Source organism: Streptomyces sp. NPDC042100 (assembly GCF_055582325.1).
Window position 1 is genome coordinate 513,770 of record NZ_JBVJDK010000003.1, and the last position, 14,315, is coordinate 528,084.

At 71.9% G+C, this 14,315-nt stretch carries 8 protein-coding genes; 2 read left to right on the forward strand and 6 right to left on the reverse strand.

What is annotated here, in order from left to right; genetic code table 11:
- Nucleotides 1-636 precede the first annotated feature (636 nt).
- Complete coding sequence (locus ACZ6J5_RS09695; protein WP_469389509.1) at nt 637-1,965, forward strand: ricin-type beta-trefoil lectin domain protein; 1,329 nt, start codon at nt 637-639, stop codon at nt 1,963-1,965.
- Between the two features lie 100 nt (nt 1,966-2,065).
- On the opposite strand, the gene ACZ6J5_RS09700 is transcribed toward ACZ6J5_RS09695, so the two are convergent.
- A complete protein-coding gene (locus ACZ6J5_RS09700) occupies nt 2,066-5,200 on the reverse strand; it encodes a glycoside hydrolase family 3 protein (protein ID WP_469389511.1) in 3,135 nt (1,044 codons plus the stop codon).
- Between the two features lie 129 nt (nt 5,201-5,329).
- The gene (locus ACZ6J5_RS09705) at nt 5,330-5,926 is read right to left on the reverse strand and encodes a DUF6000 family protein (RefSeq protein WP_469389513.1); all 597 of its coding nucleotides are present in this window, start codon (nt 5,924-5,926) and stop codon (nt 5,330-5,332) included.
- Between the two features lie 244 nt (nt 5,927-6,170).
- On the opposite strand from ACZ6J5_RS09705, the gene ACZ6J5_RS09710 reads away from it, so the two are divergent.
- Nucleotides 6,171-7,190 carry a hypothetical protein gene (locus ACZ6J5_RS09710; RefSeq protein ID WP_469389515.1) on the forward strand — a complete coding sequence of 340 codons (1,020 nt, stop codon included), beginning with the start codon at nt 6,171-6,173 and terminating at the stop codon, nt 7,188-7,190.
- Here ACZ6J5_RS09710 and ACZ6J5_RS09715 read toward each other — a convergent pair.
- The 4 genes from ACZ6J5_RS09715 to ACZ6J5_RS09730 all read right to left on the reverse strand — a co-directional run bounded on the left by ACZ6J5_RS09715 (nt 7,151) and on the right by ACZ6J5_RS09730 (nt 14,045).
- Entirely contained in the window at nt 7,151-7,600 is a 450-nt protein-coding gene (locus ACZ6J5_RS09715; protein ID WP_469389517.1) for a DedA family protein, read from the reverse strand. The genes ACZ6J5_RS09710 and ACZ6J5_RS09715 overlap by 40 nt on opposite strands.
- 293 nt (nt 7,601-7,893) lie before the next feature.
- Nucleotides 7,894-8,322 carry a hypothetical protein gene (locus ACZ6J5_RS09720; protein ID WP_469389519.1) on the reverse strand — a complete coding sequence of 143 codons (429 nt, stop codon included), beginning with the start codon at nt 8,320-8,322 and terminating at the stop codon, nt 7,894-7,896.
- A gap of 15 nt (nt 8,323-8,337) precedes the next feature.
- Nucleotides 8,338-8,568 (reverse strand): hypothetical protein, encoded by a 231-nt coding sequence (locus ACZ6J5_RS09725; RefSeq protein WP_469389521.1) that lies wholly within the window; start codon nt 8,566-8,568, stop codon nt 8,338-8,340.
- A gap of 668 nt (nt 8,569-9,236) precedes the next feature.
- Nucleotides 9,237-14,045 (reverse strand): hypothetical protein, encoded by a 4,809-nt coding sequence (locus ACZ6J5_RS09730; protein ID WP_469389523.1) that lies wholly within the window; start codon nt 14,043-14,045, stop codon nt 9,237-9,239.
- Between the last annotated feature and the right edge of the window lie 270 nt (nt 14,046-14,315).

Here is a 14,315-nt window from a genome sequence, read left to right on the forward strand (position 1 = left end):
ACCCACACGCGGACCTTGGAGGCGCCGGGCGGATACGCGGCGGGGCGCATCGGTCCGCGTCGGTCCGCATTCGTGCAGCGTGCCGACGGGGCGACGGTGCCCGCAGCCCGAACGTGCTCGTCTGATCCCGGATATGCGGGAGGAGTTCGGCGCGATCGAGCGCGTACGGGACGCCCTCGCCGTGGCGCGGAGCGCCGACGTCTCGTTCACCGTGGAGGTCTCGCCCGGCGGGGCGGCCCCGCTCCACCTGTCCGACCCGGGTCTCGGCGTCGATCCCGGCCTGGGGAACGCTCACCCGGGTGCCCCGCGCCTGGTCGAGAACGCCCGGCCCGAACCGTGGCGTACGCCGACCGGCATCCGTGCGCTGGCACGGCTGCCCGGCCGGGCAGGCGGCGCGTTCACGGCGCACGTCCTGCTCGCCGCCACCTGGGTCGGCCTCGTCGAAACATCTCGCCGGACGGGAAGGTGTCACCCGAGACGAACCGCGCGCCAGTCTGGCGGCCTCGTGCGTACGGTCCTCGGGCGCGCTCCCATGACGGATGGCCGGCGGCAGAGCCGACGACTTGACCGGGACGCGTCAAGGCGATTCACTCCCCTCACGCACAGGTCCGGACCAGTACGCGAATCGAGGTACCCATGTCCGCCCCCTCCCGCATCAGCCGGTCCTTACGACTGGCGGCCCTGCTCACCGCCGCGGTGACCGTCTCCCTCAGCTGGACGACGGCCACGGCCGCCGCCCCGCGGCCCCACCGCCCGTCAGCCGCCGTCACCTCCCAGACCGCCACCCGAAGCGCGGCCGACTCCGCCCACGCCATCGGCTCCGTCAACGCCGTCACCTTCGAGGACAATTTCGACGGCCCGGCCGGCGCCGCCGCCGACCCAGGCCGCTGGAACGTCGAGACCGGCGACAACGTCAACAACCACGAGCGCCAGTGGTACACCCCCGGCGCCTCCAACGCCGCCCTCGACGGCCGGGGCAACCTGGTCATCACCGCCCGGCGCGAGAACCCCGGCAACTACCAGTGCTGGTACGGCCGGTGCGAGTACACCTCGGCGCGTCTGAACACCTCCGGCCGCTTCACCTCCACGTACGGGCACGTCGAGGCCCGGATGAAGGTGCCGCGCGGGCAGGGCATGTGGCCCGCGTTCTGGATGCTCGGCCAGGACATCGGCCAGGTCGGCTGGCCCAACAGCGGCGAGATCGACGTGATGGAGAACGTCGGGTACGAGCCCTCCACCGTGCACGGCACCCTGCACGGCCCCGGCTACTCGGGCGGCGGCGGGATCGGCGCCGCCTACAGCCTCCCCGGCGGACGGGCCTTCGCCGACGACTTCCACACCTTCGCCGTGGACTGGACCCCCGGCGCCGTCTCCTGGTCGGTCGACGGACAGGTCTACCAGCGCCGCACCCCGGCCGACCTAGGCGGCCGCCAGTGGGTGTTCGACAAGCCCTTCTTCCTCATCCTCAACCTCGCGGTCGGCGGCGACTGGCCGGGGAACCCGGACGGCTCGACCCCGTTCCCGAACCAGCTGGTCGTCGACTACGTCCGCGTCACCACCGCCGACGGCGGCGGGGGCCGCACCGGCGCCTTCACCGGCCTGGCCGGCAAGTGCCTCGACGTGGCGGGCTCCCAGACCGCCAACGGCACCCAGGTGCAGCTCTACACCTGCAACGGCACCGCCGCGCAGCGCTGGACGCTGCCCGGCGACGGCACCGTACGCGCGCTCGGCAAGTGCCTCGACGTCAACGCCGCCTCCACGGACCCCGGGGCCAAGGTCCAGCTGTGGGACTGCAACGGCACCGGCGCCCAACGCTTCGACTACAACGCCACCACCAGGGACCTCGTCAACATCCCGGCCGACAAATGCGTCGACGTCCGCGACCAGAACCCGGCCGACGCCACCCCGGTCCTGATCTGGTGGTGCACCGGCAACGCCAACCAGAAGTGGACCTTCACCGGCTGACCCCGGCGCCACGCGCCCGCGGGTGTACGCCCCGAGTCCTCCCGGCAGACCTGAGGCCCCCGCACCGTCCGGCGCGGGGGCCTCGGACGGGTCCCCGCGCCTACGGAGCGGCGGCGACCGCCCGGAAGGCGACCGTCAGCCGCTCCACCGCGCCCGTCAGATCACCCGTCAGCAGCAGATGGTCCGCCTCGGCGAACGGCTTGGCGACCGCCGGCCCGAACCGCCCGCCGATCCGCTGCGCGGCGATCGCCCGGGCCCGGTCGGCCACCGCGCGCCCGGCCGGCGAACCGGCTCCCGTGGTCCGCTCGACCACCGCCGCCGTCACGGCCAGGGCCCGCAGCGCGGCCTCGCCGCCCCGCGGAGCCGCGCCGAGCGTGGTCAGCCCCCAGCCGTACGGGAACTGCGGATCGTAGACGGCGTCCCCGACGTTGACCGGCAGCTGAGCCTCCGAACGCGGCCACGTCACCGGGAGCCGCCCGGTGAACGCCCGCTTCCCGTACAGCACGTCGGCGACCCCGTCGCCCTCGGTGCCCGGCAGCCAGGACGCCACCAGAGCCGTCATACGGTCCAGCCGGTCCCCGACCAGCTGCGGCCGCCCGGAGACGACCAGCACCGCGCAGCGCATCGCCGCGCACACCCGGTCCACGGCCGCCCGGTCGGCCGCCGAGAGCTCCAGGTCGTGCCCGTTGCCGACATCGCCGACGCCCTCCGCGTAGGGAGTCTCGCCGACGACCACCACGCCGACGTCGTACCCGGCCATCGGCGCCGAGGCGTCCTTGGAGTAGGTCACCGAGTCCGGCGATGCGGCGGCCGAACGCATCCCCTCCAGGACCGTGGTGCCCGTGGTGATCCGCCCCGACGACCCCTGCCAGGAGACCGTCCAGCCGCCGCTCTGGTTGCCCAGGTCGTCCGCGTTCGAGCCGGCCACGTACACCTTCTGCTCGGGCTTCAGCGGCAGCAGCCCGCCCGCGTTCTTCAGCAGCACCTGCGACTTCGCCGCCGCCTCCCGGGCCACCGCCCGGTGCTCCGCCGAGCCGACCGCGCCGAGCCCGGACCGGTCGGCGTACGGCTTCTCGAACAGGCCGAGCCGGAACTTCTGCTCCAGGATCCGCGCCACGGCGTCGTCGATCCGGGCCGCCGGGATCCGGCCCGCCGCCGCCTCGCCGACCAGCGTGCGGTGGAACTCCCGGTACGCGGTCGGCACCATGACCATGTCGAGCCCCGCGTTGACGGAGGTCCGCACGTCGCTCGCGTAGTCCCCGGGGATCTGGTCGATGGCCTGCCAGTCGCTGATGACGAAGCCCTTGAAGCCCATCCGCCCCTTCAGCACCCCCTCGATCAGCTCGGCGCTCGCGTGCATCTTCACCGGCCCGGCGTCGTCACCGAGGAAGTCCACCGAGGAGTACGAGGGCATGACCGTCCCCACCCCGCGCCGGACGGCCTCACGGAACGGCGCCAGGTGCACCGCCTCCAGCTCCTCCCGGGTGACCCGGGTGACACCCTGGTCGATGGTGTACGAGCCGGTGCTGGACGAGCCGTACGCGGTGCCGCCGTCGCCGACGTAGTGCTTCGCGGTGGCCAGCACCTTGTCCGGGCGGTCCAGGTCCCGCCCGTCGGGGGCGCCCTGCATCCCTCGGATCACCGTCTCCATGGCGGTGACCAGCGCCGGGTCCTCGCCGAAGGCCTCGTAGGACCGGCCCCAGCGCTCGTCGCGGGTCACGCACAGGCAGGGCGCGAAGTCCCACGGGACGCCCGTCGCCCGTACCTCGGCGGCGGTGACCGCGCCGGTCCGCTCGACCAGCGCCGGATCGCGGGTCGCACCCAGGCCGATGTTGTGCGGCACGATCGTGGAGCCGGTCAGGTTGTTGTGGCCGTGGACCGCGTCCACCCCGTAGATCAGCGGGATCTGGAGCCGGGCCGCCCGGGTGCGCAGCTGGAAGCCGTCCACCATGTCCGCCCAGCCCGCCGCCGTGTTGGGCGTCGGCACCGAACCGCCGCCGGACAGCAGCGAGCCCAACGCGTACGCGGCGATGTCAGCCGGCGCCTTGAGCGCGTTGCGCTCGGCCTGGGTCATCTGCCCGGCCTTCTCCTCCGGGGTCATCCGGGCCAGCAGGTCCGCCACCCGCGCGCGCACCGGCAGCCGCGCGTCCAGGTACGGCAGCCCGTGCGCGTCGATGACGACCAGCGGATCCTCGGCGGGCGGCCGGGCGCCGGTCACGGTCAGCTTCACCGGTACGGTCTCGGCGGTCTCCCCGGCCCGGTCCTTCACGGTGCGCACGGTGAGGGTCCGGGCGGTCCCCGAGGGCGTGCCCGCCGGGAAGGTGAGCGTCCCTGACACCGGCCGGAAGTCGTCCCCGGGAGTCGCGGTACCGCCCCCGGCGGCGTAGTCGACGGTCACCGGCTCGGTCAGCGGACCGGCGCCGGTGGTGGCCACGGACACCCGGACCTCGGCGGAGCCGCCCTCCTTCACAGGGTGAACGACCGTGTCGGTGACCACCTTGGCCCGCGCGACCGGGTCGGCGGCCCCGTACACCTCCACACCGTCGATCATGAACTCGCCGGGCCGCCCCACCGGGAAGGTGAAGGCGTACCCCCACATGGCGTTCAGCCCGAGCACCTGGTCGATCCCGCCGACCGGCTGGTAGTCGGTGCGGTACTCGAAGCGCGAGAACGGGATCTCGACCAGGTGCCAGCCCTGCCAGTCGTCGGTGAAGGAGGTGGTCCACAGCTCGGACGCCTCGCCGTTGGCCCCGCCGTCCTTGATTTCGAAGGCCACCCGAGGCCCCGAACCTGGCGGCAGCGGGGCGGTGTTCTGCCCGTACCACCAGAAGCGCAGCCCCGCCCGCCCGCTCCAGTCGTGCGCGGGCCGGTCGAAGGCGAAGTCGTGGCTGAACCCGCCCCAGCCGCTGATGTCGTACGAGCCGTGCAGCACCCGCGCGCCCTCGGGCGCGTCGGGGCGCTCCCGGAGCTCAAGGCGGGGCTGGTCGTCGCCGTCGCCGCCCCAGGTGAAGATCCCCTCGGCGGGCGGCCCGGCGAACGGGACCTCCCCCTCGAACCGGTCCACCGCCGTGGGCGGCGGTTCCGAGGCCGAGGCCGAGGTCTGGGAGAGCGGGAGCAGGCCGACGAGCACACCGGCCGAGGCCAGCAGAGCGGTTCTGATCCGGCGCCTGGCCGGTCTGACACGTACGGATCTCACGAAGCGCCTCCGAGGTCTGGACCACCGGACGGAATACACCGCGTGAGTCAACTGAACCCCCATGAAGCCGTCAAGACTTCACACCACCAGTGGCTGAATGCCGTCACCGGTGCGGATGCGGCCCCTGCTGTGTTCAGGACGTGAACGCACGGGGCGGACCGGCCGGCCTCATCGGCACTCGTCCACGACGGCACAGGCGAGGCGGATGCCGCGGGTGTAGGAGGAGATGTCGCCGTCGCCGAGCATGTGGGGCGCGTCCCGGTACCAGGTGTGCCACAGGCCGCCCTCCCGCAGGAAGCGGTCGGCCCGGTCGCCGCCCTGGGCTGCGTCGATGTGGGCCAGGGCGCCCATGACGATCGGCTGGTCGTAGGCGAGATCCGGCCGACGTAGGTAGCGATCCAGATAGGCGGCGAGCAGATCGGCGTCCTCGGCGGTGCCGAAACTGGCCAGCGCCACGGAGTAGCCTCCGGCCGCGCAGCAGACCTCGCTCTCCAGCAGCAGCGCTCCCACCCGCTCACGCACGTGCTCGCGGCGCGAGACGGCGGCGAGCCAGGCGGCTGTCCGCCGCTCGCGCCAGCTGCCTTCGAAGAGGATGCCGAGCTCGGCGTCGGTGACCGCGCTCGCGTCAGCCGCCAGGGCGCGCAGGAACGGCTCGTACTGCTCGCGCGGCATGCGAAGCACCGAACCGCCGAGCTTCAGGTAGCGGCGCTCAGGCAGGCAGTAACGGCGGTACAGGGCCTGGATCTCGGGGTCGTGGCGGATCACCGCACCATTCTCGCAGGCGCAGGCGCAGGCGCAGGCGCAGGCGCAGGCGCAGGCGCAGGCGCAGGCGCAGGGCTGGGAGCGGGGCGGATTGGTCCCAGAACCGCGCTTCGCCTGCGAGCCGCCCGTCCGCGCCCCCAGGATGGGGCGAGCGCGGCCTGGTGCCGGGGGCGCCTTCGAGGCGGAGCCGGAGCGGCGCGCGCACTGACGGCGTGTGCGGGACTCGTCGAGTCGTGCTGGAGGAGCCATGAAGACGAACAGCCCCTTCGGGCCAGGGGCAGAGCGTCCGTTTCAGACGGCGCTCATGTCGGCCCGGCTCGTGCGCGAGCTGGAGGAGATCCGCACCAGGACCAGCGGCCTCATCGAGGGGTACCGGCACGACATCGACCGGCTGGAACGGAAGGTGGCCGCCGAGACGGAACGCCGCCGGGAGGCGGAGCGCAATGTGGAGAGGGCCCACGCGCTCCTTCGCCAGGGCGGGAACCGCGAGAAGCCCATGGAGCCGCCGATGTCCGACCGGACGTCAGAGCCGCCCGGGCCGCCCGAGACACCAGAGGTGGAGGAGCTGTCCCGGCGGCTGACGGAGAGCGAGGCGGACCGGGCCACGCTGAGAGCCATGCTGGAAGCGAGCGAAGCCGAGCGGCGCGCGGCCCTGCGCGCCCGCGACGCGCTCGCGGCACGCCTCCAGCCCCGCCACGACGACGAGCCCGGCGGCGCGGGTGACGCCGGCGCACGCGCGCTGCGGGAGCGTCTGGAGGCGCCGAACTTCGCCGGCGTCCTGGAGCGAGCCCGGCGGTACTGCGCGTGCCTGGAGATCACCGCCGACCCCGGGGACGCGCGGAAGCTGGACCACCACAGCAAGGCCCCGAGGTGGCGGGCCCGGCTGGCCGACGCCCTGGCCGTCATGCAGATCTACGCCGAGGCCAAGAACCTCGCCCGGGCGACGGGCGGCGGCAGCGCGGGCGCCGTCTTCGCCAACCTCCGCGCGTACTGCGCGGCCCAGAGCACCCCGCTGATCAGCGAGCAGAAGATCTCCCACTCCGAAAGCCAGTACGCCCGCACCAGCCCCCGAGGACGGTCCGACCGCACGTTCCGGGTCCCCACGGAGATCTCACCGACCGGGACGGCCGTCATGGTCGAACACATCCGCATCGGCGACGGAGAGCCCCCGGCACCGCGCCTGCACTTCCTCGACGACACCGACAACAGCGGCCTGGTCGTGGTCGGCTACTTCGGCGACCACCTGATCAACACGCAGACGAACTGAGACGGGACAGCGGACCGAGGCCGGTACGGGCGGCGGCGGGCACGGACGAGGATGCGGCCCCGCACCTCAGGGCTGACCACGACGCGGACGCGACGGAGGATCCAGACCCCTACGGCCGGGGCGGCGAGCACGCCGATCACGGCCCACCCCGCTGTGCCGAGGTACGCGCCCAGTCGCTTGGCCGAGGCGCCGGCGAGCGCGCCGCCGAAGACGTACAGCGCCGACCACGTGGCCGCGCCGGCCAGGGAGGCGGGAAGGAGGTGGACGTAGCGCACCCGGGCCATTCCGGCCGCCGCCGGGGTCAGCGTCCGGATCACCGGCAGCAGACGGGTGAGGAAGACGGCCCACGCGCGACGCCTGCGCAGGGCGAGGACGAGGTCTCGATCGGTCCTCGGGATGACTTCGACCACCTTGCGGACCTGACCGCCGGTGGCGTCGAGTTCGTTCCGGCCGGTCGTCCCAGTGGTCTTCCACTTTGGCGTACCCGGGGAGACGGGGAGCCGGCTGACGGGTCCTCCGCGAAGCGACTGGGGGCCGTCAGCAGCCACTGGGCGTTGATGAGGGTGGCGGTGCGGGACCTGTGGGTGTCGCCTATGGCGAGCCGCCTGAGTTCGCGTTCACACGTTCTCCGGCGCATGCGGCAGTGGTGAGTAGCGCCGACCGGCGCCATCCACTCGTGAGCTCGGAGAGAGCTATCGCGGCGTTATGCCCCGGAGAACGCTCCGCGGAGCCACAGCAAGACGCCTATGGCCAATATTCCCGAGGTCAGGAACTGGGCCGTCAGTTTCGGAGGGCTGCTCTGTTTTCCGTAAAGCCGCTTGTCGTCGAACATCTTCTTCAGGTCTTTTCTGCGACCGATAATACCCATCGAAACGCTCAGCATGGTGAGGACGTGGATGATCAGCACCGTATCGAGTTGGTGTCCTCGCAGGGTTGCTGAGGCTGGTAGGTAGAGCAGGCCAAACAACGGGAGGCACGCCAGCCGAATTTTATATTCGCGGGTCGGTACTGTAATGAGGCACACGGCAAGGAAGAAGACGGTCGAAGTGACCGTCAGAAGCCACCACGTGTCCGTTGGGATGGTTGGAGGGTTCAATCCTGATCTCCTTGCGGTGTGGGCGTTGCAGTCCACACCGGATTCTTCGGACTAGTCGAACCACCCGCTGATCGACGAATAGATCGATGCTGACGCGTCACCGAATGTCTTGCCGATTCGTGCGCCGGCGGACTGGACCAAGCTGGCGGCGCCATCAATAGCCGCAATCATCTTTGCGCCTACCAGACCCAATCCGATGATCAGTGTAGCCGAAGCGAACTCTCCACTGGTCCAGCCGTATCCTTGCCCGGGCAGGAGTGCTCCCACGATGCCGGTTGCCATGGAGATGCCATCGAAGAATGCGGTACCCGGAGCGGAGCCCGCCAGGGTGGATGCCGCCGCAAGGTATCCACTGATGAGACTTATCTAGTCGACGATGCCGACCCGTTTACAGGTACTCTCCTGGCCTGGAGTGCAGTTCGGTTAGACGCCCTCTCCGGTGGGCAGTTTCGCCTCTTCGCTGTTCGGGTCTTCGCCGGGCTTGTATTTGCATGCGTATGACCGGGTGGAGACCGGCGGCGATGCTGTCGCCGCCGGTCTCCCGCGCGAGGAGCCGTAGCTGTCCGATGCCGGGTGAGGGAGCGCCACCGGTGAGTTGGAACCAGGTCCGCACGGTGTGGCCGTCGACAGGCGGGGAGCCGTGGTCGTCGGTGGAGACCTTCCGCACGAACCGGAGCTTGATCAGTGTCGCCTTGTAACCGGTCGGGAGCGTGTTCGCGGGCACCATGCCGGTCAGGACGACATCGGCGGGGCCGACCGGCGGGTTCTCGCCGCCGCCCGTTCCGCCGACGGCTCAACGGAATCTCGTGTTCGCGCTCAACTTGGTTCCTCGGGTGGTGTCGTGACGGGTCGACGCATCCTGTGAACCGCGCGGGCAGGCGCGGCGGCGCCCGGAGAAACCGCGTGGCGCCCGGCGGTTGGACCGCCGGGCGCCACGGGGTGAACTCAGGTCAGATGCCGCGCACCTCCTGGGCGAAGCGGTCCGCCAGCGCCTCGTAGTAGCGCTGGTTCGGCAGGCGCTTGCCGCCGCCGTCGGTGAAGTGGTAGCGGTCGGCGTTCACCGGGCCGGTCGCGGTGCCGTCGGTGGAGACCGCCGCGGCGAAGTCCACCGAGCCGTCGGCGTTGCCGCCGAGGGCGGGGCCGTCGACGGTGCAGGCGCCCGCCGACGGGTCCGAACGGCTGCACAGGATGTAGTTGTTGACGGCCCGGCGCACGGTGTCCTGGGCCGGGGTCATGGCCAGGACGTGCGGAATCGTCGCGACCTGGACCTCGATCTTGCTGGAGTAGCCGGCCTGCTCGTCGGCGTACCGCTGGCGGATCTGCTGGGCCAGGGCACCGAGCCGCTGCTGGATGTCGGTGACCGAGGTGTCGCTCATGACGTCCGAGGCGCCCGTGGAGATCAGCACGGTCCGTACGTTGGCCTGGCTCAGGACGACCCGGTCCACCGGGTTCGCCGCGCTGGGCGGGCTCAGCCGCTCGGGGCTCCCCGACAGGGCGGGGAGCAGGTTGTTGGACGTCGTCCAGCTGTTGCGGCCCAGGCCCAGCACGCCGTACGGCGCGGGGTTCTCGATCGGGTCCGCCGCGTAGTCCCGGGCGACCCGGTCGTAGATCAGGTCCGAGAGGTGGTGGGCGTTGTCCCCGGTGGTCGTGTCGCTGTTGACGGTCTGGTCGCCGTAGAGGGCGAGCGCGCCGTTGTTGTGCTCGGTCGGCGTGACGTCGACCGCCGCCAGGTAGGGGAAGTGCGGCTTCTCCACCGTGAACGCGGCGGCCGAGGTGTCGCCCGTGTGGTCGCCCGCGCCTTCCCCGGTGGCCCAGATCTTGGCCTGCGGGCTGGCGTGGACCGGGACGTTCGGCACCGAGCCCCGGATGTGGAGGCTGACCAGCAGGGTGGTCTGCTGCGGCACCTGGAGGTCGACGGCGTCGCTCGTGACCTCACCGCCCGAGGGGATGGTCACGGAGGCCGAACCGCCGAAGGTGACCGCGATCGGGGCGCCCGCCGTCTCCGCCGTACCGGGGGTGGCCTGGCGCGCGAGGGTGACCCTCGGCAGGGTCACCGGGTGGCTGCTGACGGAGTTGGAGAGGCGGATGCGGACCTTGCCCCCGGCGCTGTTGCCCACGGTGACCCGGGCCGGGACGCGGACGGTCTGCTCGTTCCAGGTGCCGCCGTTGGAGTCGAGGTTGGCGCCCCAGGTGCCGTTCCAGTTCTGGGCGGAGCCGGCGTCGGGCACGTACGAGGCGGTGCGGATGCCGACGCCCATCACGTGCAGGGCGGTCCTGCCGTAGGTGAGCTGGTCGGTCACGACGGGCAGCCGGATCGAGCTGATCGGCTGGCCCGGGCAGGGCAGCGCGACCGAGACGGCGAACAGCTGCGGCTTGTACGGGTCGGTGGCGCCGTTGCGCAGATTGCGGGTGGCGAAGCCCGCCGCGCGGGTCTTCGGGTCCCCGGTGACCCAGTCGGGCACGCTGTCCAGGGTGTACGGGTGGGTGGTCGTGGCGCCGCAGGTGCTGCTGCCGTCGGGCTTCGTGGGGTACGTGACGGAGCCGCTGGCGCCCTCGACGGTGCCGGCGGTGGCGAAGGCGAGGAAGACGAGGGCGTTGCCTCGGTTCTCGGCCCCGCTCCTGTCGACGGTGATCGTCTGGCCGCTGGAGAGGATGTTGTCGGCCTTGCCGGCTCCGTACCCCGGCACCTTCATCGGGGCGCCGTTGACGGTGAGCGAGGTGCCCGGCGCCCAGCCGGCCTCGTTGAGCTCGCGAGCGGAGAAGCTCATGCCGCCGCCGTCCGCGTCGGCCGCGTCGTGGTTGTCGTCGGCGCTCACGGAGATGTTGTTGCGGCAGTCGGTGAGGTCGCCGAGCCTGCACTCTGGGCTCATCAGGGCGACCCGGAGCGTGTCGATGCCGACCTGGTGTCCGCCGGAGGACCCGTTCTTGCCGGTGACCCTGACGGTGAGCGTGTGCACGCCCTTGGTGAGCTCGATCGGCTTGCCGCCCGCGCGCGTCGGCGGCCCGAAGTCGCGGTAGACGGTGGTGACGGCCGGGCTGTAGCCGTCGACGTCGTCGGCGAGGACGGCCTCGGTGCCGGTGCCCCGGTCCAGAGTGAGGCTGTAGCGGCCGTAGTCGTAGGACTGGGTCAGGCTGGCGCCGAAGTTCCAGTAGCCGGTGCGCGGCACGACGAAGCGGTAGACCGCCGTGTCGCCGACCGAGACCGGTCCGGCCAGGATCGCCTGCTTCCCGTCACCCCACTGCACGGCGCAGCAGGCGTTCTGGAGGATCACCTTGGCGTTGCCGTCGGCGGTGCTCCAGGTCGCGGGGCCCGCGGTGATCGAGTCCTTGGTGGAGCCGCCGACGAGCTGGCCGCCGGTCACGAACTCGGCGCGTGTCAATCCCGCGTAGAAGCCGTGCTGGCCCTGCTGCGCGGACGTGTGCCCGGCGCGGTCCACGGCCTTGACGTTCAGCCAGTGCGGACCGACGACCCCGGGGGCGAAGCGCACGGAGGCCATGGTGCCGGAGGCGGGGACCCAGTACTGCCGGCCCCGGACGATGGGCTGTCCGGACTGCCAGGGCTGGGGCTGCGACGACTGGCTCCAGGACGCCGAGCCGAGGTCGCCGTCGAGGGAGAAGATGAAGCCGGCGATGTCGTCGGTGCCGAGCGTGCTGAAGTTGAACGTCCCCTCCTCGCTGTAGGCGCCGCCGTAGCTCTGGCGCGGGAAGTCGAGCGAGGAGATCGTGGGCGTCGGGGGAGGGGTGGTGTCGACGGTGAAGTCCGACCAGCCGGTCCACGGCGACCAGAGGTCGCCCTCCTCGCTGTGGATGGCGCCGTGCCAGGCGTACGTGCCGTCCGGGAGGCCGCCGTAGGTGTAGGCGCCGCCGCTGCCGGTGTGCGCGGTGACGAGCCACGGCGTGCGTGCCGAAGTGGCCTGGCCGTTGGACCAGTTGAAGATCTCGTACACGCTGGCGACCTTCTCGCCGGCGGCGTTCCCGCCGGTGATCTGCATGGTCACGTCGCGAGAGTTGACGTACCTGCCGCCGAAGAAGGTCATCAGCGGGGAGGTGTTCATGCCCGGGTTGAGGTAGGGCGCGAGGAAGTAGGTGACCGTCCAGTAGGTCTGGCCGGGGTCGATCTTCTTCCACTCCATCTTGTCCGACTCGTTCTGCGCCTTCACCAGGAAGGTGCGGCGGCCTCCGCCGGCCGCGTTCTGGGCGGCGCTGGTGACGTTGAACCACACCTCGCCGTCGCCGCACGCGTCGTTGCCCTTGCAGGAGCTCTCGGCGCCGAGGTACCAGGGGTCGCCGGGCTGGTTGCCCCAGCCCATGTCGCCGGGGACGTCCTGGGCGGACCACACCTCGGTCGGCTCGGCGGCGGAGTTGGCGGCGTGCCAGAACCAGGGGCGGAAGGAGGCGGAGGTGACCTTGGCGCCCCTGATGCCGTCGACGTTCATGGCGAAGTACGCACGCGACACCGAGTTGCAGTACGCGCCGCAGCCGCTCCAGTTGCCGAGGTACCCGACGCGGGCCTCGTTGCCGGAAGTCGCCTTCCAGCCCATGTTGTTGATCGAGGCCCAGCTGGTCACGGAGGGATTGCCGCGCCAGGTCGGGTCGATGTAGAGCGGGTAGACCACGTCGCGGCCGCGGAGCAGTTCCTTGCCCGGGGCGAGGGAGATCCGGCCGTCCCGGACGGTCATCGCCATCCGCGTGTGGTGCGCGCCGGAGCCGGGGCCGCGCACGCTGGAACGGGTGGGGGCTCCGGAGGCCTTGGCGCCCCTCGTGGCACCGTTGCCCGGCGCCTTCGGGGCGGCGGCCGCGCCGCGCGGACCCGCGGCGGTCGCGGAGTCCCAGACGAGCGGCGGGTCGGCCTGGAAGACCGTACGGCCGGAGCCGTCCTTGGCGACCACGTCGCCGCTGCGGTTCTCGGAGAGGGTCACGCCCGTGGTGTCGGCGGCGAGCCGGAGGTTCGCCACGGCCGGATCGGCCGCCGCCGCGGGCGTCTTGACGACCAGGACGTGCCGGAAGCCGTCGGCGTTGGCGGTGACGGCGAGATCGACGTCGGGGAGGACCGAGCGGTACGTCGCGGTGTCGCCGGAGACGACGGGCGCGGGCAGTTCGGTGGGCCAGTCGAGGGAGACCTTCTTGCCGTCGCGGACCATGGTGACGAGCGGTCCGTCGCCACCCGAGGAGAAGGAGACCTCCGTGACGGCGGCGGCGGGCGCGAGCCGCCCGTCCGCGCGGCGGCCGAGCGTGGTGTCGACGGCGACCCAGCTCCGGCCCTTCCTGGCCCGGACCGGCTGCGCGTTCTGGGTCATGGTGAAGGAGCCGTCGGGGTTGGCGACGGTCCGGGCGTTCTCGGTGGTGAGCGCGTCGACCTGGACGGCCTTGCCCGTGGTCCGGGCCCGGGTCTTCGCCGCCTCCTGCGCGGCCCGGGTGGCGGGAACGGAGCCCCGAGGAGTGGAGGTCCCGGACGCCTCCCGGGCGGCCCCGCGCCCCTTGCCCGCGCCTCGCGAGGCGGCCGGGTTCTCCGCCGGCGGCAGGACCGGCGGCCTGGCCGAGGCGCCCGGCTTCGGGGCGCCGGCGGAAGCGGGCGTGCCGGACCCGGCGGTACCGGACCCCGCGGTGCCGGGTCCCGGTGTGCCGGCCGTCGCTCCCGCCGGTGCGGCGGCCCCCGCGAGCAGGCCGGCGGCCAGCGCGAGGGCGGTGACGCCCGAGCCGGAGCGGGCCAGGCCGGTCATCCGCGACTTCCGGTCGCGGGCATGTCTGAAGAAGGCCATCTGGCCGTGTTCCCCCCTGTCGGGGCGCGATGATCTTGAGCCGCGCCCGGTGCGAGCATTCTGCGTCCGGACGGCCGAAACTCATCAGGGTTCCCTGCTCGGTTCGCCGTGAGCGAACAGATTTGTGCGCGGCTTTGTGAGTCCTTGTGCGGTTTCGAGGGTGTGTAAGTGTGGCGCGTTCTCGTGGAGATGAATTGAGCACGCCTGTAAGGATGTTGATCAATCGCAACCACGCGTGAACGGAAGAAGGTCGTCATGGGGGAAAGATCG